Origin of the sequence: Streptomyces flavotricini (genome assembly GCF_020639365.1) — a bacterium.
GTDB lineage: Bacteria > Actinomycetota > Actinomycetes > Streptomycetales > Streptomycetaceae > Streptomyces > Streptomyces flavotricini.
This window is the reverse complement of the sequence record NZ_JAINUL010000001.1, coordinates 4,875,249-4,901,769: the sequence shown is the minus strand read 5'-3', so window position 1 is coordinate 4,901,769 and position 26,521 is coordinate 4,875,249. Positions and strand designations below refer to the sequence as shown.

Genomic DNA, 26,521 nt, shown 5'->3' with positions numbered 1-26,521 from the left:
TCGGCCGGGCGGCACCCGGCCGTCGGCCGGGCGGCACCCGGGCGTCAGCCGCGGATGGCTCCGGCCAGCGCCGCCAGGAAGGCCACCACGTCCGCGGGGCCGTTGAGGACCAGGTCGGCCCGGGCGGCGAGTTCGGGGACCTCGGCCGAGCCGCTGGCCACCAGGAGCCCCGGCATGCCGTCGGTGCGGAGTTTCTCCACGGCCGCGTACGCCGCGAGGTCGCCCAGGTCGTCCCCCGCGTACAGGACGGCCTCGGCGCCCGTCTCGGCGAGGTACTCGGTCAGGGCCACGCCCTTGTCCATGCCCGGCGGCCGCAGCTCCAGCACCGCCCGCCCCGGCTCCACCATCAGGCCGTGGCGCGCCGCGAGCTCGGTGAGCGGCTCGCGCAGCGCGGCGAACGCCGCGTCGGGGTCGGCCGCCCGCCGGGTGTGCACGGCCAGGGCCCGGCCCTTCTCCTCGATCCACGTACCGCGCCAGGCGCCGATGGAGTCCAGGAACCCGGGCAGCTCCGCCCGTACGGCGGCGACCCCGGGGTGCTCGGCCGGGGCCTGCACGATGCCGGTCACGGCGTCCCAGCGCTCGGCCCCGTAGTGGCCGAGGACCACCAGGTGCTCCAGGCCGGGGGCGCCGGCGAAGCCCCCGTAGCGGACCGCGACCCCGGCCGGCCGGCCGGTGATCACGGCCACCGAGGCGACCTCCGGGGCCAGGGCGGACAGCGCCGGGACGGCTCCCGGGTGGGCGCGCGCCTGGTCCGGATCCGGGACGATCTCGGCGAGGGTGCCGTCGAAGTCGAGCGCGACCACGGATCGGCGGGGCACCCGGAGGAGGGCTTCGAGTCCCTCCCGTCCGGCGGCGGTGACGGGCATCGGCATGCTGTGCGGATGGCTCCCCATGAGGACGACCCTAACGGCCCCGCCGGGCCACGGCTACGGCGCGGCCGGGGGCACCGGCGCCCGCCCGCCGGGGCGGTGTCAGCGCCGGGCCCGCTGCGCCTCGCGGATGCGGCGGAGCCGGTTGACGGTGCCGGGGGCGTGGGCCAGCGCCCGCGGATCGTCCATCAGCACGTTGAGCAGCTGGTAGTAGCGGACCGGGGTCATCCCCAGCCCTTCGCGTATCGCCCGCTCCTTGGCACCGGGACCGGGCCAGGTGCGTCCCTCGTACGCGAGCACCGCGGCCTCGGTGGCCGTCAGCCCCACGTCGTCCGTCATACCGCCAGATTAACGCCGCCCTGTGACACCCGTCCGGCCCGGACCCCACGGTGCGGCCGCCGAGGGACGGCCGCCGAGGGGCCGGTGGGCGCGCCCCCCGGCGGGCACCGTGTCAGTGCGCGTCCGCCCTGCGCGCCGACTCCGCGATGTCCTCCAGGACCTTCGCCGGCTGCCCGCCCGGCTGCACGCTCTTGCCGATGTTCTGCTTGACGTCCTCGCTGACGCCGGCCCAGGACTTCTTGCCGACCGGGTAGAGCCGCGCGTTCGGCAGCGCCTGCAGGAAGGTCTTCAGCTGCGTGGCCGAGCCGCCCGTGCTGGCGTCCATCGCCCGGTAGCCCGTCGTCGTGACCGGCAGCAGGTCGTACTTGTTGGTGAAGGCCGTCACGTTCTTCGCCTCGTACAGGTAGTCCAGGAACTTCCCGGACTCCTTGCGGTGGCCGTTCTTGAAGGCCATGACCCAGTCCGCGACGCCCATCGTCGGGTGCTCGGTCCCGTCGGCGGTCGGCATGGCCACCATGCCGAACTTCACGCCCTTCTCCGCCGCCTGCTTCAGCAGCGTGGGGTGGCCGTTGAGCATGCCGACCTCGCCCCGCGTGAAGGCGTCGAAGGCCGCCTGCCGGTCGGTCTTCGCCGGTTCCAGCGCTCCGGTCAGACCCTGGCCGACCATCTTGTCGCGCAGGAACTCGAACGTCTTGACGTTGTCCGCGGAGTCGATCGCGTACGCCTCTTCGTTGTCGGTGTAGCCGCCACCGCCCGCGAGCATCCACATCATCGACTCGGCCTGGGCCTCCTCGCGGCCCAAAGGCAGCGCGAACGGCGTCGCCACGCCCGCCGTCTTGAGCTTCTTCGCGGCGGCCTCCAGGTCGGCCCAGCTCTTCGGCTGCCACCCGCCCTTGGTGTCCTTCGGGATGACCCCGGCGTCCGTCAGCAGCTTCTCGTTGTAGAAGAGCAGGCGGGTACTGGCCACGAAGGGCATCCCGTACTGGACCCGCCGGACCTTGCCGGCGTCGGCGAGCGGCGCCAGGAAGTCGGCCTCGGTGCTGACGGAGAGCAGCTCCTCCGCCGTGTACAGCTTGCCGGCGGCCGCGTAGTCGGCGTACGCGCCGATCTGCGCGATGTCGGGGGCCTTGCCGGCCTTGACCATCTCCGCGACCTTGGCGTCGACCTCGGACCAGGAGTAGACGCTGACCTCGACCTTCACGCCCGGATGGTCCTTCTGGAAGCCGGCGGCGAGGTCCTTCCAGTAGCCCGCGGAGGAGTTCTGCGGATTGTCCCCGTAGTCGGCCGCCACGACCCGCAGGGTCACCTCGTTGTCCCCGGTGAGGTTCCCCACGGCTCCGCAGCCGGTGAGTGCCGCGGCGGTCAGGCTCAGCACGGCGCCGGTCGCGGCCAGGCTCAGGTAACGGCCCTTCACAGTTCTCGATCCACCCCTTGTTGTACGTACGATCCACGTAAGGTCTACACCACTTTGGCGCCTCGTCCACATCCGGAACGCACGGTGTCCGGTTCGTCGCCCGACCAAGGTCTTCGATTTTGTATGGCCACTCAACAATCCCCTCCAATGGACTAGACCTTTCCCCGCCGAGCACGCGAGACTGTCACCTGTGAAACCCGTGAAACACGCCGTGAAGCACGTCATCGCCCTCGATGTGGGCGGCACCGGGATGAAGGCCGCCCTCATCGCCGACGACGGCACGCTGCTCCACGAAGCACGCCGCGCCACCGGCCGCGACCGGGGCCCGGACGCCGTCGTCGAGACGATCCTGGAATTCGCCGCCGAGCTGTCCGGGATCGGCCTCGAGCGCTTCGGCGTGCCCGCCTCCGCCGCCGGCGTCGCCGTCCCCGGCATCGTCGACGCCGAGAACGGGATCGCCGTCTACGCGGCGAACCTGGGCTGGCGCGACGTACCCATGCGCGAGCTGCTCAGCAGACGGCTCGGCGGCATCCCGGTGGCCCTGGGCCACGACGTCCGCACGGGCGGACTCGCCGAAGGCCGCATCGGCGCCGGCCGGGGAGCCGACCGCTTCCTGTTCGTCCCCCTCGGCACCGGCATCGCCGGCGCCATCGGCATCGCCGGCCGCATCGAGGCCGGCGCCCACGGCTACGCCGGCGAGATCGGTCACATCGTGGTCCGCCCCGGCGGCCCCGCCTGCGGCTGCGGCCAGTACGGCTGCCTGGAGACCCTCGCCTCCGCCTCCGCCGTCAGCCGCGCCTGGGCGGCCGCCTCCGGCGACCCGGCCGCGGACGCAGCGGACTGCGCCAAGGCCGTCGAGTCCGGCGACGCCCGCGCCCACGAGGTGTGGCTGGCCGCGGTCGGCGCCCTCGCCGACGGCCTGGTCACGGCGATCACCCTGCTGGACCCGCGCACGCTGATCATCGGTGGCGGGCTCGCCGAGGCGGGGGAAACCTTGTTCACACCACTGCGGACGGCCGTCGAGGAGCGCGTGACGTTCCAGCGGCTGCCCGACATCGTTCCGGCGGCCCTCGGGGACACCGCCGGATGCCTGGGCGCAGGGCTGCTCGCCTGGGACCTACTCGCCACGGAGGTACCTGCCTGATGTCCGGAAGCGCACACAGCACCGTTCTCTCCGGCGCCAGGGTGGTCCTGCCCACCGGGACCGTGGCGGGCGGCCGCGTCATCGTCGACGGCGAGCGCATCGCCGGCAGCGCCGGCGAGGGCGCGCGGATCGTCGACCTGTCCGGGCACTGGCTCGTCCCCGGCTTCGTGGACATGCACAACCACGGCGGCGGCGGCGCCTCCTTCACCTCCGGCACCGCCGAGGAGGTCCTCAAGGGCGTACGGACCCACCGCGAGCACGGCACCACCACGCTCGTCGCCTCCACCGTCACCGGCGACCTGGACGAACTGGCCCGCCGTGCCGGGCTGCTCGCCGAGCTGACGCAAGCGGGCGAGATCGCCGGAATCCACTTCGAGGGGCCGTTCATCAACCCCTGCCGCAAGGGCGCGCACAAGGAGGACCTGCTCCGCGACCCCGACCCGGCCGAGGTCCGCAAGCTGATCGACGCCGCGCACGGCGCCGCCCGCATGTTCACCCTCGCCACCGAGCTCCCCGGCGGGCTGGACTCCGTACGGCTGCTGGCCGAACACGGGGTCATCGCCGCGATCGGCCACACCGACTCCACGTACGAGCAGACCCGCCAGGCCATCGACGCCGGTGCCACCGTGGCCACCCACCTCTACAACGCGATGCCGGGCATGGAGCACCGGGCCCCCGGCCCGATCGCCGCGCTGCTGGAGGACGAACGGGTCACCGTAGAGCTGATCAACGACGGCACCCACCTGCACCCGGCAATGCTGGAGCTGGCCTTCCACCACGCCGGCGCGCACCGCGTGGCGCTGATCACCGACGCGATGGACGCGGCGGGCTTCGGCGACGGGATCTACCATCTGGGGCCCCTGGAGGTCGAGGTCAAGGAGGGCGTGGCCCGCCTCGTCGAGGGGGGCTCGATCGCCGGCTCCACGCTGACGCTGGACACCGCGTTCAAGCGGTCGGTGACCCTGGACAAGCTGCCCGTCGAGTCCGTGGTGCAGGCGATCTCGGCCAATCCCGCCAAGCTGATCGGCCTGTACGACGAGGTCGGCTCGCTGGAGCCCGGCAAGTACGCCGACCTGGTCGTCCTGGACGCCGAGTTCGACGTCAAGGGCGTCATGCGGCGCGGCGAATGGATCGTGAATCCGCTGGTCTGAGCGGGTATCGGAGGCAGCGGGCGGCCCGTGGGACTGGGCCGCCCGTACTGCTGTTTGGCATGATCCCGGCACACACCGAGACCGGGGCCTGCCATGATCCTCACCGTGACGCTCAACACCGCACTCGACGTCACCCACCATGTACCGAAGCTGATTCCGCACGCCTCGCACCGGGTCGGCGCCGTGACCGAACGGCCCGGCGGCAAGGGACTCAACGTCGCCCGGGTGCTGGCCGCGCTCGGCCACGAGGTCACCGCGACCGGCTTCGCGGGCGGCCGCACCGGCGCCTTCGTGCGCGAACTGCTCGCCGGGTCACCGCGGGTGACGGACGCTCTGGTCCCCTGCGCGGGCACCACCCGGCGCACCCTGGCCGTGGTCGACGGGGCCTCGGGAGACACCACGCAGTTCAACGAGCCGGGCCCGCAGATCGGTTCCGCGGAATGGGCCGCTTTCCTCGACCGCTACGAGGAGCTGCTGGCCGGGGCCACCGCGGTGGCCCTGTGCGGCAGTCTCCCGCCGGGCGTGCCGGTGGGCGCGTACGCGGTGCTCGTACGGGCCGCCCGCGCGGCCGGGGTCCCGGCCCTCCTGGACACCAGCGGGGAGGCCCTGCGCCGCGGGGTCGCCGCCCGGCCCGAGATGATCAAGCCGAACGCCGCCGAACTCGCCGAACTGACCGGCTCCCGCGAACCGCTCCAGGCCACCCGCGACGCCCGCCGCCGCGGCGCGCACGCCGTGGTGACCTCGCTCGGCCCGGACGGGCTGCTGGCGGCCACCGCCCAGGGCACCTGGCAGGCGGCCCCGCCGCGCGCCCTGACGGGCAACCCGACCGGAGCCGGCGACTCCGTGGTGGCGGGCCTGCTGTCGGCCCTGGCGGAGGGCCTGGACTGGCCGGCCCGCCTGACCCGCGCGGTGGCCCTCTCGGCGGCCACGGTCCACGCCCCGACGGCGGGAGACTTCGACCCCCGCACCTACGAGGAGGTACGGGGGTCGGTGAAGCTGACGGCCTGCTAGAGGGACTGGTCCCGGCCGGCGCGGGAAGGGCCGATCAGCCCTTCTCGAGCCAGAGCTGGTCGAGGTTGACCTCGCACTGGTTCCCGGCCTCGCACGAGATCTTGACCGTGTTCGTGCCCTGCTTGAGCGTCACGAGCGACCAGGTGTTGGTCCAGCCCTTGTCCCACTCCCCCGGCTTGGCCCCGGAGAAGTTCTTCATGTTGATCGGCCGGGACTGCGCCTCGCCGTTGATGGTCAGCGTGGTGCTGGCGTCCTTGCCCGGCACCCCGTAGACCATCTTCAGCTTGTACTGGCCCGCCTTGGCCACGTCGACGGTCCAAGTCGCCGCCGCGCCGGCGGCGTTCAGACCGCCCACGTACTGGCCGCCCGCGCTCTTCGCGCCCGGGACGGTGGCCTCCAGGTGCGCGCCGCCCGTGAGGGACATGCCCGCGCCCGAGGCGTCCGCCTTGGGCAGCGGGGCCTCCGCGGACTGCGAGGGGCTCGGCTGGGCCGACGAGGAGTTCTGCGGCTGCGCGGACTGCTGTCCGCCCGCCGTGTTGCCCTTGTCGTTCTTGTCCTTGTCCTTGTCGCCGAAGGTCACGGCCGCACCGATGCCGATCGCGACCGCGGCGACCACCGCGACCGCCGCGATGAGCATGCCCTTGCGGCTGGAACCGCCGCCTCCGCCGCTGCCGCCGTGACCGCCCGGCGCGGGGATCGTCGCCGTGGCCTGCCCCTGCTGCGGCGGAACCCCGTAGCCGCCCGCCTGGAGGGCTTCCGGGGCCTGGTACTGGGCCTGGTAGGCCGGCGGCTGCTGCTGTTGCGGAACCTGGGCGCCGCGCTGGCCGCCGTACGTCCGCTCACCGACCGTGCGCACCTGGTTGTACGAGGTACGGGGGACACCGGGCTGCACGCCGGGCTGCCCACCGACCGTCGGGCCGGGGTAGCCGTATCCACCGCCCGGTGGGGGCGGGGTGGCTCCGGCGGCCTGGCCGTCCGCGTAGAGATAGCCGAACGGATCGTCGTCCTCGGGCTTGTTCGCCCCACTGTTCGGGCCGTGGTTCGCGGGCGTCGTCATCGCAGGTCACTCCTTTCGACCCACGGGAGCCTACCCCGAACAGGTGCACCCACGGGCGGCCGATCGCCTCAGCCGGCCCGGCGGTGGGCCTTGGAGCGGGACCTTTTCTCGATGTACATCCGCTGGTCGGCGGAGCGCAGCACCTCGTCCGCCGACATCCCGCAGCTGGCCCATCCGATGCCGAAACTCGCGCCCACACGGACCGCCCGGCCGTCCACCCGGATCGGCGGGATGATCGCGTTGCGCAGCCTGACGGCCAGGTCGGCGGCGTCGGCCGCGCCCAGTCCGTCGGCGAGGACGACGAATTCGTCACCACCCAGCCGAGCGACGGTGTCACCGTCCCTGACGCCCGTCGTCAGCCGCCGGGCCACCTCGATGAGGACCGCGTCACCCGTGTGGTGGCCGAACCGGTCGTTGATCGACTTGAACCCGTCGAGGTCGCAGAAGAGGACCGCGAGCCCCTTCGTCCCGTCGTCGATGTCGCTCGCGGGCGCCACCGTGTGCACGTGGTGGTCGTACGGGCCCGGGCCCGCGCCGGGGCCGCCCGGCCCGGGAACCCCCGGGACGCCGGTACCGGGCACGGCCGGGGCGCCCGGGTACTCGAAGGGCTCGGGGTACGCGTCGGGCCGAAAGCCGTGCTCCCCGACGGCACCACCCGCCTCGGTCCCGCCGCCCGCATGGGCCCCGTGGCCGCCGTGGGCCCCGTGCCCCTCGTACGCCGCGTCGAGCGCCTCCACCGCGGTGGCCCGGACCGACTGGGGCCTGCGGCACAGCCGCGCCCCGAGGCGGGAGCGGAGCTCGGCGCTGTTGGGCAGGCCCGTCAGCGAGTCGTGGCTGGCCCGGTGGGCGAGCTGGAGCTCGTGGCGCTTGCGCTCCTCGATGTCCTCGACGTGCGTGAGCAGGAAGCGCGGCCCGTCGGCGGCGTCCGCGACGACGGAGTTGCGCAGTGAGACCCATACATACGTGCCGTCGCGCCGCCCGAGCCGCAGCTCGGCCCGACCGCCCTCGGCGGAGGTCCGCAGCAGGGTCCCGATGTCCTCCGGGTGGACCAGGTCGGAGAAGGAGTACCGGCGCAGTACGGAGGCGGGCCGGCCCAGCAGCCGGCACAACGCGTCGTTGGTCCGCAGCAGCCGCCCGTGCTGGTCCCCGCCCATCTCGGCGATCGCCATGCCGCTGGGCGCGTACTCGAAGGCCTGCCGGAAGGACTCCTCGCTCGCCCTCAGCGCCTGCTGTTCGCGCTCCAGCCGGACCAGGGCCCGCTGCATGTTCGCTCGCAGGCGTGCGTTGCTGATCGCAATCGCCGCTTGGAAGGCGTACATCTGGAGCGCTTCGCGCCCCCACGCGCCGGGGCGGCGCCCGTTGCGCGGTCTGTCCACCGAAATGACACCCAGAAGTTCCCCGCCGGACGCGTACATGGGGGCATAGAGCCGGTCCTCGGGGTGCCACTCGTCCGCGAAGCGCGGATCGGGGCCGTCCGTGTGCCACTGGGGCACGTCGTCCTCGAGGAGGACCCAGCCCTCGGTGTGCGGGATGAAGCGGAGCCCGTCCCAGCTCTCACCCATCGTCAGACGGCGCTCCCAGGAGGCGCGGGAGCCGACGCGGCCGGTGATGAGCGCCTCCGCGGCGGGGTCGCCGGCGAAGGCGGCGACGACGAGATCCCCGTCAGGGCGTACGAGGTTGACACAGGCGAGTTCGTAGCCGAGGCCCACGACGATGCCGTCCACGACGGTCTGCAGGGTGTCCGCCAGGCTCCTGGCCGTGTTGAGCTCGGCCACCACCTGGTGAAGCTGCCGCAGGGTCGCAAGACGGACGTACGGCTCCGACTCGGTCTCCATTGCTCGCTCTCCCCGAGACCTCGACAGCAACTCCAGGTTTGTCATCGGCGTTTCGTTGCGGTGTCCCGTCCACTGAATCACAGTGAGCTGTGCCGCCGGTACACAGGGTCAACAAATCTTGCCCTCTGTGACTCAAGTCACACGAGATGAATAAAGGTGGTCGCCGGGGGTCGTGTCACCTGGGAGCGCTCCCCCGTCTTCCCGCGAGCAAACGATACGCCCGGGCCTAGGCCAAGGGGCGGGGACGCGGCTCGGACTCGGGCCCGATGCGTGACGCGGGAGGGCGAGACTAGCGTTCCGAACGTGCCGAAGACGACCCCTGTACCCGTGCCGATCCCCGCCACCCCTCATCCTGAGGGCGTGAGCAACGACGAGTTCCGTGCCGCGATGTCCCGACTGGCGGCGGGCGTGTGCCTGATCACCGCGCACGAGCCGCCGCTGACGCCGACCGGCCCGGACGGCGAGGACGTCGGCATGACCGCGACCGCCTTCATGTCCGTGTCCCTGGACCCGCCGCTGGTGCTGGTGAGCCTGCGCGAGGGCTCCCGGATGGACGACCTGCTCGCGGAGCAGCCGCTGTGGGCGGTCTCGGTGCTCGCCGACCACCAGGTGCAGGTGGCGAGCCGCTTCTCGATGAAGAACCGCATCAGCGACCGGCTGCTCTTCGCGGACCTGCCCTACGGGCGCGGCGAGGTCTCGGGGGCCCCACTGCTGACGGGCGCGCTGGCCACCCTCGAATGCCGTACGGAGAACCGCGTCGAGGCGGGCGACCACACCCTGGTCATCGGCCGCGTCCTGACCGCGGCGCTCCCGTCCCCGGACTCCCCGCCGCTGGCGTACTTCCGTGGCCGCTACCGCCATCTGGCGGGCTGAGGTCCCGGCGGCGCCGCCGGTCGCTACCAGTCGCGGCCGGTGCGGCCGCGCTTCTTCTCCGCCCGGGCCTTCTTCTCGCGCAGGCGCCGCTCGTTGATCCCCCGCGGGATCTTCGTGGCGCGGCGGGCCTTCGGCGGCGGGGCGGTGGCCTCCGCGAGCACGGACGCCATCCGGACCAGCGCCATCTCCCGGTTGCGGAACTGCGACCGGTGCTCCGAGGCCCGTACGGTCAGCACCCCGTCCACCAGCCGGCCCGCGAGCCGCTCCAGCGCCCGCTCCTTCCACACGTCCGGCAGGGCCTTGGTCGCCGCCACGTCGAACAAGAGCTCCACGCGCGAGTCCGACGTGTTCACGTGCTGGCCGCCCGGCCCGGAGGACCGCGAGAAGCGCCAGGCGAGCTCCGCCTCGGGGAGCACGACCGAACCGCGGATGACATGGGGACCAGGCATGCCCCCTATGATCCAGCCCCGCGCGATGCCCGTCACCCGTATTTCGCCGCCGGATTCCGTCATCGTGTCCGTCACGGTGCCGGACGCGCGGAACCTACCGGCCCCCTCCCCGCGTTATGAAGGTCAGCGGTACCTTGGCCACGATCTCGCGGCCATCTGAAGACGAAGGGACACCAGTCAAAATGGCAGTAAGCCTGTCCAAGGGCGGCAACGTCTCGCTCACGAAGGAGGCCCCCGGCCTCAGCGCCGTCACGGTCGGCCTCGGCTGGGACGTCCGTACGACGACCGGTGTCGACTTCGACCTGGACGCCTCCGCCATCGCGGTCAACGCGATGGGCAAGGTCGTCTCCGACGGTCACTTCGTCTTCTTCAACAACAAGTCCACCCCGGACCAGAGCATCGTCCACACCGGTGACAACCGCACCGGCGAGGGCTCCGGCGACGACGAGTCCATCAACGTCAACCTCGCCGGCCTCGCGGCCGATGTCGACAAGATCGTCTTCCCGGTCTCGATCTACGACGCCGAGGCCCGCAGCCAGAACTTCGGCCAGGTCCGCAACGCGTACATCCGCGTCGTGAACCAGGCCGGCGGCGCCGAGATCGCCCGCTACGACCTCTCCGAGGACGCGGCCACCGAGACCGCCATGGTCTTCGGCGAGCTCTACCGCAACGGCGCCGAGTGGAAGTTCCGCGCGGTCGGCCAGGGTTACGCCTCCGGCCTGACCGGCATCGCCCAGGACTTCGGCGTCAACGTCTGAGTCCGAGGCCCGGCCTGAGCCGAGGCCGAGCCTGAGCGGCTGACGGCAGCAGTGGTCGAAGCCCCCTCCCGGCCGTCCTGGGAGGGGGCTTCGCTACGGTTCGGCAGGTGATCCTGCAATCGCTCGTGCCCGTGGACGGCGCCCTGCCGGGCCCCGTCCTCACCGAGATCGCCGCGCTCTACGCGACCAACCACGCCTTCTTCGAGCTCAGCGGGGACTTCCCCGACCCGGACCGCATCACGGTCTGGGGGTCCCCCCACCGGAGGTAGGGGGAAGGTCGCCGCGGCCCTCGCCGACGAACTCGCCCACGAGGGCGCCGAGGTGCTCCTGGCCCGCTCCGCCGGCCGGCTGGTCGGCCTGGCCGCCACCCTCGCCCACCACCCCGATCCGGCCTCCGGCGACCCGGACCCGTGGATCGGCCTGCTGCTCATCGACGCCACCGCGCACCGCGCGGGGTACGGGCGCGCCGTCGCCGACCTCGTCGAGGACCGCTTCCGCGCCGCGGGCCGCGGCGGCGTACGGATCGCCGTACTCGACAACAACCCGGCCGGCCTGGCGTTCTGGCGGTCCCGGGGCTACACCGCGCTGCGCCGCTCCCGGGACCGCGAGCACGGCCGCGACTGCACCGTGATGCGCAAGGCCCTGTAGGGGCGCGGGCGCGGCGGGCGGGCCCGTACGGGCGCGGGCCGTACGGGCTACTTCGGCCGGCCCTCCCCGTACAGCCAGACGTCCCAGACCTTCTTCAGGTCGTGCCCCGTCGACCGCTCCGCGTACGCCGTGAAGTCGGCCGTGCTCGCGTTCCCGTACGTGTGGTCCGTGGCCCAGCCGCGCAGCAGGGCGAAGAACTTCTCGTCGCCGACCTCCTGCCGGATCCGCTGGAGCACCATCGCGCCCCGCACGTACACCGGGGTCTCGGAGATGTCCTTGGCGCTGGGCGGGGCGGCGGGCGGGAAGGCGGCCCAGTCGGATCCGGCGGCCTTGTCCACCGCGGTGTCGCCCGTGAGGAAGGCGTCGAAGTACTGCTGGGCGGTGGTGCCGCCGTGGTCCTCGGACCACAGCCATTCGGCGTAGGTCGCGAAGCCCTCGTTGAGCCACATGTCCTTCCAGGACTTCGGCGACACCGAGTCGCCGAACCACTGGTGGGCCGTCTCGTGCAGGACGAGGTTCTCGTCGGGCGCGCCGGAGAAGACGGGTTTGGTCTGCGTCTCCAGCGCGTACGTGAGGGACTCGGCCGGCAGCACGATGGCCCCGGCGGTGCCGAAGGGGTAGGGGCCGAAGCGGCGGCTGCCCCACTCCACGATCTCCGGCAGCTTCGCCAGCGCCGGGGCACTGGCGGCCGCCTCGGCGGGCGCGACGGCCTCGTACAGGCCGACCCCGGAGGGGGTCCGGCCGGTGGTCACCTTGAACTTCCCGATCGCGGCGGTGGCCAGATAGCTCGCCATCGGCTCCGGGTCGTGCCAGACGAATGCGGTCTGCCCGTCGGCGGTGTCGGTCCGGGAGGTCAACTCGCCGTTCGAGACCGCCTCGTAGCCCTTGGGCACGGTCAGGGTGATGTCGTACGTGGCCTTGTCGCTGGGGTGGTGGTTACCGGGGAACCAGGCCATCGACCCGATCGGCTCGCCGACCCCGACGGCCCCGTCGGCCGTGGCGATCCAGCCCTCCTCGGAGCCGTCCGCGTCCGCGATGGGCTTCGGCTTGCCGCGGTAGTCGATCTCCGTGCGGAAGACCTCGCCCTTCTTGAGGTCCTTGGCGGGGCGCACCGTCAGCTCCCGGCCGGTCCGGTTGTACCGGGCGCCCTCGCCCTGCACGGTGACGTCCTCGACCTCCAGGCCGGCGAGGTCGAGGTTGAAGGAGCTGAGGCCCTGCTGCGCGCGGGCGGTGATGACGGCGGTGGCGTTCAACTCCCCGTCGGCGGGGTCGTAGTCGAGGTCGAGGTCGTAGTGCTCGACCTGGTAGCCGCCGTTGCCCGCCTTGGGGAAGTACGGATCGCGCAGCCCGGACGCACCGGGCCGCCCCTGCACCGTGCCGGCCGTACACGCCGTGGTGAGGGCGAGCAGGGCGGCAGCGGCGGCTGCGGGGGCGGCGGCGGTGAGCCGGGAGAGCGCGCGGCGGTGGGGCACGCGCCCGATCCTATGCGGGCCCGATGTCGTACTTCGGGGTGATTACTTCTCGAGGGAGTCGGCGCCGGCCTTGGCGTACTTCTCGTCCAGGTCGCCGGACGGGGCGCCGGCCACGCCGATGCCGGCGACCGGGGCGCCCTTGGCCTGCACCGGGGTACCGCCGCCGAGGAAGAGGGTGCCGGGGATGTCCTTCAGGTTCGGGGTCTGGGCGAGGCGGCCCGCGAGCACCGAGGTCGGGGCGTTCCAGGACACGGCGGTGTAGGCCTTGCGCTGCGCCGACTCGTAGGACTGCGGGCCCGCGCCGTCGCCGCGCAGGGTGACGATGGTGTTCCCGTTGCGGTCCACGACCGCGACCGTCACCTTCTGGTTCTCCTTCTGCGCGGCGTCCAGCGCGGCCTGGGCGGCGCGGGTGGCGGCGTCGACGGTGAGGTGGGTCGTGGCGGTGAAGTTCTTCTCGTTCGCCCCGCCGTCCTTCTTCGCGGAGGCGGCGGCAGCCGCGGCGGGGGCGGTCTCGGCCTGTGCGGCGCTGGCGCTGACCGCGCCGAAGGTCCCGGCGCCGAGCGCGACGGCGAGGGCGGTACCGGTGAGAACGCGGGTGCGGGTGTTCATGTCTGCTGCTCCTGGGTGCGTCGGCTGAGTACGTCGCGGCCGTCGGGTACGCCGGCTCGTCCTGCTCTGCTCCAAGCCTGGGGCCGCACCCGGCGCCGACCCGTCCGCGTACCGGCTCGCGACGGCTGCCGCACCGGTTGACCCCGGGGTCAACCGATCGGTGGATGCGGGCGGGGTGCGGCTGCGGCTGGGATGGTCGGCGCCATCGCGTACGACCAGGCACGATGGAGGAGCCAGAAACCGAACCGGGAGCCCGCTGTGAGCCACGTGAGCCGCGTACCACCGCCGGCGCCGGGGGCTGCGGGCGCCGCGGGCACGCCCGGGAAGGCGGACACGCGGACCCTGGCGGCCGTCATGCACACGGCGTTCTTCCTGCTCCTCGGCGCCTCGGTGGCCCGCTTCCTGCTGCGCCACCCCGGCTCGCCCAGCACCCCGTGGATCATCGCCCTCAGCATCACGCTGGCCCTGCTGTACGTACTCGGCCCCGCGCTCGGGGCCGCGCCCACCGCGCGCCGGCTGCTGCGGCTCGGGCTGGTGGTGGCGGTCTGGGTGGTCCTGGTCGTCCTGGCGCCCAGCTTCGCCTGGTGCGCCGTCCCCCTCTTCTTCACCGCCCTGCGCACCCTGCCGCCCCGCGCGGCGATCGTCCTGGTGGCCCTGCTGACGGTGTTCGTGGTGGCGGCCCAGCTCAAGCTGTCGCGCGAGTTCGACCCGAACCTGCTGCTGGCCCCGCCGGCGATCGCGGCCCTGGCCACGGCCGTCTTCGTCCACATGGAGCGCCAGGCCGGGGCCCAGCGCGCGCTGATCGACGACCTGATCCGCACCCGCCGCGAGCTGGCCGCCACCGAGCGCCGCGAGGGCACCCTCGCCGAGCGGCAGCGGCTGTCGATGGAGATCCACGACACGCTCGCCCAGCACCTGTCCAGCCAGCAGATGCTGCTCCAGGCCGCGGACCGCACCTGGGACACCGATCCGGCCACCGCCCGCGCGCACGTGCGCACCGCCACCGGCATCGCGGCCCGCGGGCTGGCGGAGGCGCGGCGCCTCGTCCACGACCTGGCACCGCCGGAGCTCGAAGGGGGCGGTGGCCTCGCGGACGCGCTGCGCGCGCTCGACGCGGGCCCGGACATCGAGGTCCGCTTCCACCTGGAGGGCGCGCCGGCCCCGCTCCCGGACCGGGTCCAGTCGGCGCTGCTGCGGATCGCGCAGGGCGCGCTGGCCAACGTACGGGAGCACGCGCGCGCCCGTACCGCGGCCCTGACCCTGAGCTTCCTGGGCGATCAGGTGGTCCTGGACGTCGCGGACGACGGCGCGGGCTTCACCGAGCCGCGGGAGGCGGCGGGCGACCGCGGTCACGGGCTCCCGGCCATGCGCGCCCGCGTCCGCCAGCTCGGCGGCACCCTGACCCTCGAATCCACCCCCGGCGAGGGCACGGTCCTCTCCGCGGCCATCCCCCTGGAGCCCCCCGCATGACGACCGGACCCGGCCCGATGACGACGATCCTGCTCTGCGACGACCACGCGGTGGTCCGGGCCGGCCTGCTGGCGCTGCTCGGCAGCGCACCCGACATCGAGGTGCTGGGCGAGGCGGGCAGCGGCGAGGAGGCCGTGGCCCTGGCGGCGAAGCTGCGCCCGGACGTGGTGCTCATGGACCTCCAGCTGGGCGAGGGCATCGACGGGGTGGAGGCCACCCGCCGCATCACGGCGGTGCCCGGGCCCCCGCACGTACTGGTCCTGACGACGTACGACACGGACGCGGACGTCACCCGGGCCATCGCGGCGGGCGCCACGGGGTACCTGCTGAAGGCGGAGCGTCCGGAGGAGCTGTTCGCCGCGATCCACTCGGCGGCGGCGGGCCGCACCACGCTGTCCCCGCCGGTGGCCAGCCGCGTGATGGCCCACATGCGGGGTTCGCGCCCGACGCTGACCGACCGGGAGCTGGACATCCTGGGCCAGTTGGCGCGGGGCCTGGGCAACCGGGACATCGCCCGGGCCCTGTTCATCAGCGAGGCCACGGTCAAGACCCACCTGGGCCGCATCTACGACAAGCTCGGCGTGGACACCCGGGCGGGCGCGGTCTCGGTGGCCAAGGAGCAGCGCCTGCTGCCGTAGGGGGTTCCGGCGGGCACGCCGTGATCCGCACGACACGGCCGGGGCGGGGCGCAGCCGCGCCGACGGTGCGGGATCCGGACACCGGGCGGGGCGTGTTCGGACAACCGTGCCGGGATCCCCGGGAATCCTTGTCGTAGACCTGCCAAAGCCGGCCCCCGCCCTGTCACGCTCTCTCGCGCCGCCACCCCGGCCACCGCGAAGGAGCCCGAGTGACCCACCCCACGTCCTCTCGCCGCACCCGCCTCGCCGTCCTCCTCGGGACGGCCGCCGCCCTGACGGCCACGGCGGTGACGGCCCCGGCGACGGCCGCGGCCGAGACCCCGTACGCCGCCGCCGGCACCGCCGCCGCGATCGCGGCGGGAACCGGAACCGGCATCGGAGCCGGCGTCGGGACGGGCATCGGACCCGGCCCCGGCGCCGCCGCCGGCACGGGCCACAGCCAGCACGCCGGCACCGTCCCCCTCGGCACCTACTTCACCGGCAGCGCCTACCAGCTCCGCGACCCCGGCCGCGGCAACCAGCGCACCCTCGACGCCATGGACCAGACCGGCGGCGGCACCCTCTTCACCGACCCCGACAACGACTGGGGCGGCACCGGCACCCCCGCCAACCGCCAGTCCGCGGGCGTGGACGCCCACTACGCCACCGCCGTCACCTGGGACTTCTACAAGGGCGTCCTCGGCCGCAACGGCATCCGCGGCGACGGCACCGGCGTCACCTCGCGCGTGCACTACGGCAGCAACTACCCCAACGCCTTCTTCGACCCGAGCTGCTTCTGCGCCAACTACGGCGACGACCCCGTCACCGGCAAGACCCTCGCCACCCTCGACATCGTCGGCCACGAGCTCACCCACGGCGTGATCGCCTCCACCGCCGGCCTCGGCTCCGCCGGCGAGCCGGGCGGCCTGGGCGAAGGCTCCGCCGACATCCTCGGCACCGCGATCGAGTTCTTCGCCGACAACACCACCGACGTCGGCGACTACTTCATCGGCGAGCGCGCCTTCGCCGACGGCCCCCTGCGCCGCATGGACCACCCCAGCCTCGACGGCCACTCCCGCGACTACTGGTCACGCGACATCGGCACACTGGACGCGTACGCCGCCTCCGGGCCCGCCCGGCACTTCTTCTACCTGCTCGCCGAGGGCAGCGGCCCCAAGGAGATCAACAAGATCGCGTACGACTCCCCCACCTACGACGGCTCGAAGCTGCTCGGCATCGGCCAGGACAAGGCCGTCCGCATCTGGTACCGGGCCCTGACCACCTCCATGACCTCCACCACCAACTACGCCCGCGCCCGCACCGCCACCCTCACGGCCGCCGCCGACCTCTACGGGCCCGCCAGTGCGGAATACGGGCGCGTCGCCGCCGCCTGGACCGCCGTCAACGTCCGCTGACGCGGCTGCACGGCCACCGCCGGGACAGGGACCGCCGCGCACCGGTAACACCATCGGGCCGCACCGTGACACCATCGGGTACGTGCTCGACATCGGCTACTCCCTCTCCCGGCGCTTCCCGGACCCCCCGCAGACCGACTACCGCTCGGCGGACGTCCACTCCCTGCGCCACGACCTGTTCTGCGGGGACGTCTACCTCGCCGACACCGTCAAGGACCGGGAAGTGTCCACAGCCTGGGGATGGGTGCCCGTCCTGGACTTCGCCTGGGCGCTGTGCGACATCGTCGAGCAGCTCGACCAGGACCCGCGCGGCAGCCGCTCGGCCAACCGCCAGTACGCGGAACTCGACTTCACCGAGTCCACCGACCGCATGCTCTTCGAGCGGCGCTTCGGCTGGGTGGACATCGAGGCCGACTGGATGCCGGCGGAGGAGGAGCCTCTGACCTTCAGCCACCGCCTGCTGCGCCGCGAGGCCCGCGACTTCCTGCACGACGTGATCGCGGACCTGAGCGACATGCACGACGCCCTGGCCGACAACCCCACCATCTGGGCCCTCCAGTCCCGCTTCCCCCGCGTTCCTGCGTAGGCCGCGTCCCGGCCGGGCCCGGGCCCGCCTGCCGGACGCGCCCCCGCCGGGCGGCTACGAGAGCACGCGGATGCCCAGCTGGGCCGCCAGGGCCGGGGCCAGGTCGAAGAGCTGCGGCGGGCTGATCACCGCGCCGGACAGCGCTTCCACCCCGCGCGCGATGTCCAGCTCCGCGGCCCCCCGCAGATCCACGTCGGCCATCCGCGCCCCCGTGAAATCGGCTCCCCGCAGCGCGCACCCGCGGAACTCCACCCGCTCCAGCACCGCGCCCGCGAAGTCCGCCTCCACCAGCACGCACCCGTCGAAGACCACGTCCTTGAGCCGCGCCTTCCGCAGGTTCATGTAGTCGATCTTGCCGCCGCGGAACACCACCCGCTCCAGCACGGCCCCGTGCAGCTGCACGCCGCCGAGCCGCGCCTCCACCAGCTCCACGTCCCGCAGCGAAGCCCCGGACAGGTCCGTCCCGACCCCCCGGACCCCCTCCAGCACCGAGTCCAGGATCCGGGCCTTGGCCAGCCCCGCCTCGTCCAGCGCGCACCGCCGCAGCGCGCAGTCCATGAACCGGGCGCCGATCCCCTCCTGTCCCGCCAGATCCAGGTCCGCGAACTCCAGCCCGTCGTAGTCCCCGTCCGGCTCCAGCTCACCGCCCTCCCACACGCTCAGCTCCGGCAGCCGCACCTCCGGCCGCCGCGCCGCCTTCACCGTCTCCCGCTGCTGTCCCTTGGCCGCCATCCCCCCATCGTCCCCCGCCCCACTGACAACGCCCGCCGGGGCCTTGACCTCAACCACACTTGAGGTCAGAGCCTGTCGCCATGGACACCACGCAGACCCCGCAGACCCCGCAGACCGCGCCGACCCCGCCGACTCAGCAGAGCCCGCGGACGATGCGCGCCGTCCGCCTCCACGCCTTCGGCCCCGCCGGGAACCTCACCCCCGAACGCACCGAGACCCCCGTCCCGGCCCCCGGCCAGGTCCGCATCGCCGTGGCCGCGGCCGGGGTCCACCTCCTCGACACCGCCCTGCGCCAGGGCGTGCCGAGCCCCGTCCACGCCCTCCCCGAGCTCCCGACCGTCCCCGGCCGCGAGGTCGCCGGCACCGTCGACGCCCTCGGCCCCGGCACCGACCCCGCCTGGCTCGGCCGCCAGGTCGTCGTCCACCTCGGTTTCGCCCCCGGCGGCTACGCCGAGTACGCCGTCGCCGACGCCGACCGCCTGCACCCCGTACCGGCCGGCCTCGACCCGGCCCAGGCCGTCGCCATGATCGGCACCGGCCGCACCGCCCTGGGGATCCTGCAGTTCGCCGACCTCGGCCCGGATTCCACCGTCCTCGTTCCCGCCGCCGCCGGCGGCATCGGCACCCTGCTCGTCCAGCACGCCCTGAACGCCGGCGCCACCGTCGTCGCCCTCGCCGGCGGCCCCGCCAAAACCGCCCTGGCCGCCGCCAACGGCGCCCACCTCGCCCTCGACTACACCGTCCCCGGCTGGCCCGAGGCCGTACGCGAACGCCACCCGGCCGGCGCCACCGTCCTCTTCGACTCCGTCGGCGGCCCCATCGCCCGCGCCGCCCTCGACCTCCTCGCCCCGGGCGGCCTCCACCTCGTCTTCGGCTGGTCCGGCGGCCCCATCCCGCTCACCGACGCCGACCGCGCCCGCCTCGCCGCCCGCGGCGTCACCACCGAGAACGTCCTCGGCCCCGCCATGCTCCGGCGGGCCGGCGGCGAGAACCCCCTGCGCCTGCTCGAAACCCGCGCCCTGGCCGAAGCCGCCGCCGGCCGGCTCCGGCCCGCCCTCCAGCGCTACCCGCTCGCCGAGGCGGCCGCCGCCCACCACGCCCTGGAGACCCGCGCCACCACCGGCAAGGTCGTCCTCGAACCCTGAAGGGCTCCGGCCCCGGCCGGGAATACCGGATGACAGCGGCCCGTATCGCCACGTACCGTCCACCGACGTGGACCCGCTCACCGAAAAACAGATCCGTTCGTCCTTCGTGAACTGCACGAAGGGCGAGGCCGCACGCCTCAAGCTCCCGCTGGACTTCAGCGAACTCCCCTGGGAAGACCTCGACTTCCTCGGCTGGGTCGACCCCGGCGCGCCGCTGCGGGCCCACCTCGTACGCCAGGACGCCGACGGCGCCCCCCTCGGCATCACCCTGCGCGTCCCGGGCACGAGCCGCACCAGCGCGCTCAAGTCCAGCGTCTGCCAGATCTGCCTCACCGGGCACGCCTCCTCCGGCGTCTCCCTCCTGGTCGCCCCCCTCGCCGGGGCCCGCGGCCGCGAGGGCAACACCGTCGGCGTCTACGTCTGCTCCGACCTCGCCTGCTCCCTCTACGTCCGGGGCAAGCGGCAGCCGAAGCTGCGGGCGGGCCGGTACGAGGAGACGCTCACGCTCGCCGAGAAGATCGAGCGCACCCGCGCCAACCTCGACTCCTTCACGGCGAAGATCACCGCCTGACGCCGCACCCCGGCCCGGCGCGGCCGCCTCAGCCCCGCACCGGGCCGGGTGCCGAGTCCGGGGCCGGGCCCGGCCCCGAGCCGAGCCGCCTCAGCGCGTCGTCCGTCAGCCGGTACACGGACCACTCGTCCTGCGGCCGCGCCCCCAACGCCTCGTAGAACGCGATCGCCGGCGCGTTCCACTTCAACACCGCCCACTCCAGGCGCTCGTACCCGCGCTCCACACAGATCCGCGCCAGCTCCGCCAGCAGCGCCTTCCCGTACCCGCCGCCGCGCGCCCCGAGCCGTACGTACAGGTCCTCCAGGTAGATCCCGTGCACCCCGCGCCACGTCGAGAAGTTCAGGAACCACAGCGAGAACCCGACGGCCTCCCCGTCCTGCGCCTGCGCGATGTGCGCGAACGCCGCCGGCCGCTCCCCGAACAGCGCTTCCCGCAGCTGCTCCTGCGTGGCCCGCGCCTCGTGCGGCACCTTCTCGTACTCCGCGAGCTCGCGGATCATGGCGTGGATGACGGGAACGTCTTCGAGGGCAGCGCTACGGATCATGTCGGCAGCCTAGGTCGTTTCGTCAAAGTCCCGTCCGGCCGGCGGGACCTTCGGGCCGCCTGCGCCACGTTGACGACACTCCCCAGGGGGTGTCTCGCCGATCGTGCCGGCACCGGACCGTCACCGGCGGCCCAGCAGGACCTCCGCCACCAGCAGTTGCTCCTCGTCGAGCTCCCGCTCCCCCTCCTCCACGTCCCACAGGCAGTTCTGCAGCACCCGGCCCAGCGTCCACGCGCGGGCCCGGTCCCGGTCCAGGGCGAGCGCGGCCGTCAGGGCGTCGAAACGCCACCGCACCTCGCCCACCGCGAACTCGTTCCGGATCGCCGGCAGCAGCTCGAAACCCGGATCGCCCGCCAGCGGCTTCGGGTCGATCACCAGCCACGGCTCCCGCCCGCCCGCCAGGACGTTGCCGTAGTGCAGGTCCCAGTGCAGCAAGCGGTCCCCCGGCTCGCCCGCCACCTCCGCCAGCGCCGCCGCGCAGTCCACCACCAGCCCCCGCGCCCGCCCGGGAGCCACCCGCTCCAGCGCCGCCGGTACGGACTCCAGCATGTCCGCGGCCACACCCCCGAGCCCCCGCACACCGGCCGGAGCCCGCACCCGCGTGAGCCGCGCCAGCAACTCCCCCACCACCCGTACCGCCTGCCGCGCATCCCGCTCCGCCAGCTCCGACAGCGGCCGCCGCTCGTCCAGGCGCTCCAGCAGCAGCGCGCCGGTCGCCGCGTCGTGCGCCAACAGCCGTACGCTGCCCCGCCCGTCCCACGCGCGCAGCGCGAGCGGCTCCCCCGCGCTCTCCTCGTCCACCCGCCCCAGCTTCAGCACGGCCGCCGACCCGTCCGCCCGCTCCACGGGCAGCACCAGGGCCGTCACCCCGTGCATCCCGGGCCCGGTGCGCCGCAGGTCCCACCGCTCCAGGAACTCCGCCGCCCGCGCGGGCAGTGCGGCGATGAACTCCCGCCCCGCTTCCCCTTCGTACCCGATCTGCGCCCGCACCAGCCCGTCCGGAATCTCCACCATGTCCTCTAGGCTGCCCGACCGCCGATGCCGACGGCCTCCAGCGCCCGCGCGAACGCCGCCGCGTCGAACATCGCCCCGTCCTTCGACCCCACCGGACGCCCGTCCACCAGCACCATCGGCGTGCCCTGCGCCCCCGTCGCCTCGAACGCCTTCTCCGCCTCGCCGGCCCACCCCTTGTACGTCTGCTCCGCCACCGCCCGGTCGAAGGCCTCCCCGCGCAGCCCCGGCACCTCCGCCGCGATCGCCAGCAGATGCCCGTCCGTGAACTTCGCCTTCGGCTGGCTCGCGAACACCGCCGCCTGGAACTCGGCGAACTTCCCGGCCTCCACGGACGCCCGCAGCGCGTTCACGGCCCGCACCGAACCGCTGACCCCGCCCCGGTCCAGGAACGACGCCAGCAGGTACTCGACCTTCACCTTCCCCTCGGCGGCCAGCTCCAGCAGCACCTCACCGCCCGCCTCCTCGAACCTCGCGCAGTACCCGCACCGCGGATCCACCAGCACCTGCGCCGTGCGCGGAGCCGCCGGATCCCCCACGACGACCTTCGCCCCGTCGACCCTGGCCGGCAGCTCCGCCAGCCGCCCGGCGATCGGGCTCGTCCGCACCTCCCCGGCCCCGGCTCCCGCTCGGGCACCGGAACCCGCCCCCGACTCCTCCCCGGTGCCGCATCCGGCCGCCGCCCCGGCGAGCAGAGCCGCCGCCACGACCGCCCCGACGACACGCCCCGCGCGCCCTGCCCTACGTATCTCCACCACGAACCAAACCTCTCTCAACCGGCACAAACCACCCCACCGGCACCCTACGGACCCCGCCACCCCCGCCACATCAGCCAAAAGGCCACCTCTCCCGCCCCGAAACCCGGCATCCGGTACCTGGACACCCGTCCGGAACGCCCTGTACCAACTCCCCATGACGATCAACGGCGGCATCTCCTTCTGGTACGCGACGGATCAGAGCGCCCGGCAGCCACCCCGCGCCCCCCTCACCGGCCACGCCACGGCCGACGTCGTCATCGTCGGCGGCGGCTACACCGGCCTGTGGACCGCGTACTACCTCAAGACCGCCGCCCCCGACCTCCGCGTCACCGTCCTGGAGCAGAAGTTCTGCGGCTACGGGGCCTCCGGCCGCAACGGCGGCTGGCTCTACAACGGGATCGCCGGCCGCGACCGCTACGCCGAACTCCACGGCCACCAGGGCGCGCTCCGTCTCCAGCAGGCCATGAACGAGACCGTCACCGAGGTCATCGACGTGGCCGCCAAGGAATCCATCGACGCCGACATCCACCGCGGCGGGGTCCTCGAAGTCGCCCGCACCCCCGCCCAACTCAGCCGCCTGAAGGCCTTCCACGCCGCCGAACTCGCCTTCGGCGAGACCGACCGCGAGCTCTACGACGCCACCGACACCCGCGCCCGCATCGACATCGCCGACGCGGTCGGCGCCTCCTGGACCCCGCACGGCGCCCGCATCCACCCGCTCAAGCTGGTCAAGGGCCTGGCCGCCGCCTGCGAACGGCTCGGCGTGGTGATCCACGAATCCACGCCCGTCACGGAGATCGCCCCCCGCCGGGCCGTCACCCCGTACGGCACCGTGCGCGCCCCGTACGTCCTGCGCTGCACCGAGGGCTTCACCGCCGCGCTCAAGGGCCAGAAGCGCTCGTGGCTCCCGATGAACTCCTCGATGATCGCCACGGCCCCGCTGCCGCCCGAGACGTGGTCGCGCATCGGCTGGTCGGACGCCTGCACCCTCGGCGACATGGCCCACGCCTACATGTACGCCCAGCGCACCGCCGACGACCGCATCGCGATCGGCGGCCGGGGCGTCCCGTACCGCTTCGGCTCCCGGACGGACACCGACGGCACCACGCAGCGATCGACGATCACGTCACTCACGAACCTCCTCACCTCCTTCTTCCCGGTCCTCACGGGAGTGGAGATCACCCACGCCTGGTCGGGCGTCCTGGGCGTCCCCCGCGACTGGTGCGCCACGGTCACCCTGGACCGCGCCACCGGCCTCGGCTGGGCCGGCGGCTACGTCGGCTCGGGCGTGGCCACCTCGAACCTCGCGGCCCGCACGCTGCGCGACCTGGTCCTGGGCGGCTCCACGGACCTCACCGCCCTCCCCTGGGTCAACCACCGCGTCCGCCGCTGGGAGCCGGAACCCTTCCGCTGGCTCGGCGTCCAGACCCTCTACGCGGCCTACCGCGAAGCGGACCGCCGCGAGTCGACCACCCACACCCCGACGACGACCCCCCTGGCCCGCCTGGCCGACCGCATCTCGGGCCGCCACTGACCCCGGACCCCCGAAGTCACCGGCCGGTGCCGGTGGTGAGCAGCTCCAGCACCTGGAGGGCCGTGGGCTCCTCGTACACCTCCTGTGCGGCGATGTCGGACACCTGGCCGACGGTGACCAGGTGCGCGCGTGCGCGCATGCGGCCCGGGGCGGTCGGGTCGTGGAACCCGCGTCCTCCCGTCCACACGGGGGACTCGGTCGCGAAGCAGAGGCGGCCGGCCAACTCCACGGCGACGGACCGCTCCGGTGCCCGCCGGTCCCGGCAGCCCGGGTACGTCCGCCCGGCGCCGGGGGGCGTGCCTCCCGCGATGTACGCGGCCGAGCGGTCCGTGTGCATGTTGGACGCGTACGAGGCGTACCCGACCCGCTCGGGGGCGGGGAGCTCTCCGTCGAGCGGCGCCGCCGTGTGCACGGTCATGCGCGTTTCCTCGGGGAAGGTCGTGCGGGCAGGTCCACTGGAAGGCGAAAGCCCAGCTCGGAGGAGATCCGAGCCGGGCCGTCAGCGGAGCCCCCTGTCGGATTCGAACCGACGACCTACGCATTACAAGTGCGTTGCTCTGGCCGGACTGAGCTAAGGAGGCGCAACCGCCCTCACTTTACACAGCGCCCCATCCCCCGGGCCATCACGTCGTCCCGCCCGCGGGTGGTCGGCGGACCGCTGCGACAGAGGCGGAAGTCACGGGCCCAAGGGTGCTGACAGGACGGGATACGACGGGTAGCGTCGGGCGGAGTCCTCCTTACTGGACTAGACCTTCCACTCGGATCGTCCGGCACGTTCCTGCCGGTAGAAGGGATTCATCACCATGGCTTCTGTCACCTTCGACAAGGCGACCCGGCTGTACCCCGGCGGCGACAAGCCCGCCGTCGACGAGCTGGAGCTGCACATCGAGGACGGCGAGTTCCTCGTCCTCGTCGGCCCCTCCGGCTGCGGCAAGTCCACCTCGCTGCGCATGCTCGCCGGCCTGGAGGACGTCAACGGCGGCGCCATCCGCATCGGCGACCGCGACGTCACGCACCTGCCGCCCAAGGACCGGGACATCGCGATGGTGTTCCAGAACTACGCGCTCTACCCGCACATGACCGTCGCCGACAACATGGGCTTCGCGCTCAAGATCGCCGGCGAGGACAAGGCGACCATCCGCAGGAAGGTCGAGGACGCGGCGAAGATGCTCGACCTCACCCAGTACCTCGACCGCAAGCCGAAGGCGCTCTCCGGCGGCCAGCGCCAGCGCGTCGCCATGGGCCGCGCCATCGTGCGCAAGCCGCAGGTGTTCCTCATGGACGAGCCGCTGTCGAACCTCGACGCCAAGCTGCGCGTGTCCACCCGCACCCAGATCGCCGCGCTCCAGCGCGACCTCGGGATCACCACCGTCTACGTCACCCACGACCAGGTCGAGGCCATGACGATGGGCGACCGCGTCGCGGTCCTCAAGGACGGTCTGCTCCAGCAGGTCGACACCCCGCGCAACATGTACGACCGCCCGGCCAACCTCTTCGTCGCCGGCTTCATCGGCTCCCCGGCCATGAACCTGGTCGAGGTCCCGATCGCCGACGGCGGCGTGAAGTTCGGCGACAGCGTGGTCCCGGTGTCGCGCGAGGCGCTGTCCGCCGCCGCGGACGCGGGCGACCGCACCGTCACGGTCGGCGTGCGTCCCGAGCACTTCGACATCGGCACCGAGGGCGGCCTGACGATCATCGTCAACGTCGTCGAGGAGCTCGGCGCCGACGGCTACGTCTACGGCCGCACCACCGACGCCGAGGGCGCGCAGGACATCGTCGTGCGCGTGGGCGGCCGCCAGGTGCCCGAGAAGGGCTCGACGCTGCACGTGGTGCCGCGGGCCGACGAGATCCACGTCTTCTCCACCTCGTCGGGCGAGCGGCTCTCCGGCTGACCCGCGAGCGAGTACGGTCAGGGGCGTTCCTTCCGGGGGCGCCCCTGTCCGCCATCCGGGGCAGACCGGGCCATTCGGGCCCACCCGTCAACCCTTAATTCGAAAAGCCACGTCGAACCATCCCCCGACCGGGTGACTAAATGTCGCCAAATCTTCACCGAGCGCTACTCTCGCCCTCGTGACCCACACTGCCCGCCGTATCGGCCGTTCCCTCGCCCTGGTCCTGCCCGTCGTCCTGGTCCTGTCCGGGACCCTCGCGGTCACCATGGTTCCCTGGGCGGACAACACGCCCTCCCAGATCCTGACCGCGTCCGCCGAGGACGTGTCCGTCCCCGCGAAGCCGCGCGCCGCCCAGGACGTGCTGCGCGACAAGCTGCTGGGCGAGCTCCAGCAGGGCGAGGCGCCGGGCGACGTCCTGACCCACCTTCAGCAGGAGGTGGACCGGCGCCCGTCGCTGGCCGAGCACTGCGCGGGGATCGCGCGGGCGCTGGGCCGCGCCGCCGTGGACGTGTACGGCCCGACGAAGGCCCAGTCCTTCGCGCGCCCCGTCTGTGACACCGCGTACGCGACCGGCGTCGCCTCGATGGGCTGACGGCTGACGGGCGTCGCCGTTCTCC

Annotated in this window: 29 protein-coding genes and 1 tRNA gene; 16 read left to right on the top strand and 14 right to left on the bottom strand. The window is 73.3% G+C overall.

Annotated features, from left to right (window positions below):
• Positions 1-44 precede the first annotated feature (44 nt).
• From otsB to K7B10_RS22295, 3 genes are all read right to left on the bottom strand, one after another.
• Positions 45-893, bottom strand: a complete 849-nt coding sequence (gene otsB, locus K7B10_RS22305) for a trehalose-phosphatase (protein ID WP_229338404.1) — start codon at positions 891-893, stop codon at positions 45-47.
• A gap of 78 nt (positions 894-971) precedes the next feature.
• The gene (locus K7B10_RS22300) at positions 972-1,208 is read right to left on the bottom strand and encodes a DUF3263 domain-containing protein (RefSeq protein WP_030156982.1); all 237 of its coding nucleotides are present in this window, start codon (positions 1,206-1,208) and stop codon (positions 972-974) included.
• A 112-nt stretch (positions 1,209-1,320) separates the two neighbouring features.
• Positions 1,321-2,622, bottom strand: coding sequence for an ABC transporter substrate-binding protein (locus tag K7B10_RS22295; protein WP_229338402.1), 1,302 nt, complete (start codon positions 2,620-2,622; stop codon positions 1,321-1,323).
• A gap of 211 nt (positions 2,623-2,833) precedes the next feature.
• On the opposite strand from K7B10_RS22295, the gene K7B10_RS22290 reads away from it, so the two are divergent.
• The 3 genes from K7B10_RS22290 to K7B10_RS22280 all read left to right on the top strand — a co-directional run bounded on the left by K7B10_RS22290 (position 2,834) and on the right by K7B10_RS22280 (position 5,928).
• The gene (locus K7B10_RS22290) at positions 2,834-3,766 is read left to right on the top strand and encodes an ROK family protein (protein ID WP_229345291.1); all 933 of its coding nucleotides are present in this window, start codon (positions 2,834-2,836) and stop codon (positions 3,764-3,766) included.
• Positions 3,766-4,917: an N-acetylglucosamine-6-phosphate deacetylase gene (gene nagA, locus K7B10_RS22285; RefSeq protein WP_229338400.1), complete on the top strand. Its 1,152-nt coding sequence runs from the start codon at positions 3,766-3,768 to the stop codon at positions 4,915-4,917. The genes K7B10_RS22290 and nagA overlap by 1 nt, the downstream gene beginning before the upstream one ends.
• A gap of 93 nt (positions 4,918-5,010) precedes the next feature.
• On the top strand, positions 5,011-5,928 hold the full coding sequence (locus K7B10_RS22280) for a 1-phosphofructokinase family hexose kinase (protein ID WP_229338398.1): 918 nt from the start codon (positions 5,011-5,013) through the stop codon (positions 5,926-5,928).
• Between the two features lie 34 nt (positions 5,929-5,962).
• On the opposite strand, the gene K7B10_RS22275 is transcribed toward K7B10_RS22280, so the two are convergent.
• Entirely contained in the window at positions 5,963-6,985 is a 1,023-nt protein-coding gene (locus tag K7B10_RS22275; protein WP_229338397.1) for a CBM35 domain-containing protein, read from the bottom strand.
• 68 nt (positions 6,986-7,053) lie between these two features.
• Entirely contained in the window at positions 7,054-8,820 is a 1,767-nt protein-coding gene (gene cdgB, locus K7B10_RS22270; RefSeq protein WP_229338395.1) for a diguanylate cyclase CdgB, read from the bottom strand.
• A gap of 303 nt (positions 8,821-9,123) precedes the next feature.
• On the opposite strand from cdgB, the gene K7B10_RS22265 reads away from it, so the two are divergent.
• Positions 9,124-9,693, top strand: a complete 570-nt coding sequence (locus tag K7B10_RS22265; protein ID WP_229338385.1) for a flavin reductase family protein — start codon at positions 9,124-9,126, stop codon at positions 9,691-9,693.
• A gap of 23 nt (positions 9,694-9,716) precedes the next feature.
• On the opposite strand, the gene arfB is transcribed toward K7B10_RS22265, so the two are convergent.
• On the bottom strand, positions 9,717-10,142 hold the full coding sequence (arfB, locus tag K7B10_RS22260; protein WP_229338383.1) for an alternative ribosome rescue aminoacyl-tRNA hydrolase ArfB: 426 nt from the start codon (positions 10,140-10,142) through the stop codon (positions 9,717-9,719).
• A gap of 182 nt (positions 10,143-10,324) precedes the next feature.
• On the opposite strand from arfB, the gene K7B10_RS22255 reads away from it, so the two are divergent.
• From K7B10_RS22255 to K7B10_RS41300, 3 genes are all read left to right on the top strand, one after another.
• Positions 10,325-10,900, top strand: a complete 576-nt coding sequence (locus tag K7B10_RS22255) for a TerD family protein (RefSeq protein ID WP_229338380.1) — start codon at positions 10,325-10,327, stop codon at positions 10,898-10,900.
• Between the two features lie 107 nt (positions 10,901-11,007).
• Positions 11,008-11,169 carry a hypothetical protein gene (locus K7B10_RS41305; RefSeq protein ID WP_308284621.1) on the top strand — a complete coding sequence of 54 codons (162 nt, stop codon included), beginning with the start codon at positions 11,008-11,010 and terminating at the stop codon, positions 11,167-11,169.
• Between the two features lie 52 nt (positions 11,170-11,221).
• A complete protein-coding gene (locus K7B10_RS41300) occupies positions 11,222-11,548 on the top strand; it encodes a GNAT family N-acetyltransferase (protein ID WP_308284620.1) in 327 nt (108 codons plus the stop codon).
• 47 nt (positions 11,549-11,595) lie between these two features.
• On the opposite strand, the gene K7B10_RS22245 is transcribed toward K7B10_RS41300, so the two are convergent.
• Positions 11,596-13,020 (bottom strand): M1 family metallopeptidase, encoded by a 1,425-nt coding sequence (locus tag K7B10_RS22245; protein ID WP_229338378.1) that lies wholly within the window; start codon positions 13,018-13,020, stop codon positions 11,596-11,598.
• 42 nt (positions 13,021-13,062) lie between these two features.
• The gene (locus K7B10_RS22240) at positions 13,063-13,629 is read right to left on the bottom strand and encodes a GlcG/HbpS family heme-binding protein (protein ID WP_229338376.1); all 567 of its coding nucleotides are present in this window, start codon (positions 13,627-13,629) and stop codon (positions 13,063-13,065) included.
• A 354-nt stretch (positions 13,630-13,983) separates the two neighbouring features.
• Between K7B10_RS22240 and K7B10_RS22235 the strand changes: the two genes are divergently transcribed.
• The 4 genes from K7B10_RS22235 to K7B10_RS22220 all read left to right on the top strand — a co-directional run bounded on the left by K7B10_RS22235 (position 13,984) and on the right by K7B10_RS22220 (position 17,717).
• Positions 13,984-15,099 carry a sensor histidine kinase gene (locus K7B10_RS22235; protein ID WP_229345290.1) on the top strand — a complete coding sequence of 372 codons (1,116 nt, stop codon included), beginning with the start codon at positions 13,984-13,986 and terminating at the stop codon, positions 15,097-15,099.
• Positions 15,096-15,737 (top strand): response regulator, encoded by a 642-nt coding sequence (locus tag K7B10_RS22230; protein WP_308284619.1) that lies wholly within the window; start codon positions 15,096-15,098, stop codon positions 15,735-15,737. Before K7B10_RS22235 ends, K7B10_RS22230 begins: the two co-directional genes overlap by 4 nt.
• Positions 15,738-15,946: 209 nt before the next feature.
• Positions 15,947-17,131 (top strand): M4 family metallopeptidase, encoded by a 1,185-nt coding sequence (locus K7B10_RS22225; RefSeq protein ID WP_229338374.1) that lies wholly within the window; start codon positions 15,947-15,949, stop codon positions 17,129-17,131.
• A gap of 82 nt (positions 17,132-17,213) precedes the next feature.
• On the top strand, positions 17,214-17,717 hold the full coding sequence (locus tag K7B10_RS22220) for a hypothetical protein (RefSeq protein ID WP_229338372.1): 504 nt from the start codon (positions 17,214-17,216) through the stop codon (positions 17,715-17,717).
• A gap of 54 nt (positions 17,718-17,771) precedes the next feature.
• Here the strand turns inward: K7B10_RS22220 and K7B10_RS22215 are convergent, their stop codons facing one another.
• Entirely contained in the window at positions 17,772-18,449 is a 678-nt protein-coding gene (locus K7B10_RS22215) for a pentapeptide repeat-containing protein (RefSeq protein ID WP_229338370.1), read from the bottom strand.
• A gap of 152 nt (positions 18,450-18,601) precedes the next feature.
• On the opposite strand from K7B10_RS22215, the gene K7B10_RS22210 reads away from it, so the two are divergent.
• The gene (locus tag K7B10_RS22210; RefSeq protein WP_229345289.1) at positions 18,602-19,594 is read left to right on the top strand and encodes a zinc-binding dehydrogenase; all 993 of its coding nucleotides are present in this window, start codon (positions 18,602-18,604) and stop codon (positions 19,592-19,594) included.
• Positions 19,595-19,661: 67 nt separating this feature from the next.
• Positions 19,662-20,165 (top strand): FBP domain-containing protein, encoded by a 504-nt coding sequence (locus tag K7B10_RS22205; protein WP_229338368.1) that lies wholly within the window; start codon positions 19,662-19,664, stop codon positions 20,163-20,165.
• 28 nt (positions 20,166-20,193) lie between these two features.
• Here K7B10_RS22205 and K7B10_RS22200 read toward each other — a convergent pair whose 3' ends face one another.
• From K7B10_RS22200 to K7B10_RS22190, 3 genes are all read right to left on the bottom strand, one after another.
• Entirely contained in the window at positions 20,194-20,709 is a 516-nt protein-coding gene (locus K7B10_RS22200; protein WP_229338366.1) for a GNAT family N-acetyltransferase, read from the bottom strand.
• Between the two features lie 120 nt (positions 20,710-20,829).
• The gene (locus K7B10_RS22195) at positions 20,830-21,723 is read right to left on the bottom strand and encodes an aminoglycoside phosphotransferase family protein (protein WP_229338364.1); all 894 of its coding nucleotides are present in this window, start codon (positions 21,721-21,723) and stop codon (positions 20,830-20,832) included.
• Positions 21,724-21,728: 5 nt separating this feature from the next.
• Positions 21,729-22,478 carry a DsbA family protein gene (locus K7B10_RS22190; protein ID WP_229338362.1) on the bottom strand — a complete coding sequence of 250 codons (750 nt, stop codon included), beginning with the start codon at positions 22,476-22,478 and terminating at the stop codon, positions 21,729-21,731.
• A 154-nt stretch (positions 22,479-22,632) separates the two neighbouring features.
• Between K7B10_RS22190 and K7B10_RS22185 the strand changes: the two genes are divergently transcribed.
• Positions 22,633-24,012, top strand: a complete 1,380-nt coding sequence (locus tag K7B10_RS22185; RefSeq protein ID WP_229338360.1) for an NAD(P)/FAD-dependent oxidoreductase — start codon at positions 22,633-22,635, stop codon at positions 24,010-24,012.
• Positions 24,013-24,028: 16 nt separating this feature from the next.
• On the opposite strand, the gene K7B10_RS22180 is transcribed toward K7B10_RS22185, so the two are convergent.
• Together K7B10_RS22180 and K7B10_RS22175 are read right to left on the bottom strand one after the other, a co-directional pair.
• Complete coding sequence (locus K7B10_RS22180; RefSeq protein WP_308284618.1) at positions 24,029-24,430, bottom strand: hypothetical protein; 402 nt, start codon at positions 24,428-24,430, stop codon at positions 24,029-24,031.
• Positions 24,431-24,518: 88 nt separating this feature from the next.
• A tRNA-Thr gene (locus K7B10_RS22175) sits at positions 24,519-24,593 on the bottom strand.
• 222 nt (positions 24,594-24,815) lie between these two features.
• On the opposite strand from K7B10_RS22175, the gene K7B10_RS22170 reads away from it, so the two are divergent.
• Both K7B10_RS22170 and K7B10_RS22165 read left to right on the top strand, forming a co-directional pair.
• Positions 24,816-25,904: an ABC transporter ATP-binding protein gene (locus K7B10_RS22170; protein ID WP_229338357.1), complete on the top strand. Its 1,089-nt coding sequence runs from the start codon at positions 24,816-24,818 to the stop codon at positions 25,902-25,904.
• Between the two features lie 178 nt (positions 25,905-26,082).
• Positions 26,083-26,496, top strand: coding sequence for a hypothetical protein (locus K7B10_RS22165; RefSeq protein ID WP_229338354.1), 414 nt, complete (start codon positions 26,083-26,085; stop codon positions 26,494-26,496).
• Positions 26,497-26,521: the final 25 nt, after the last annotated feature.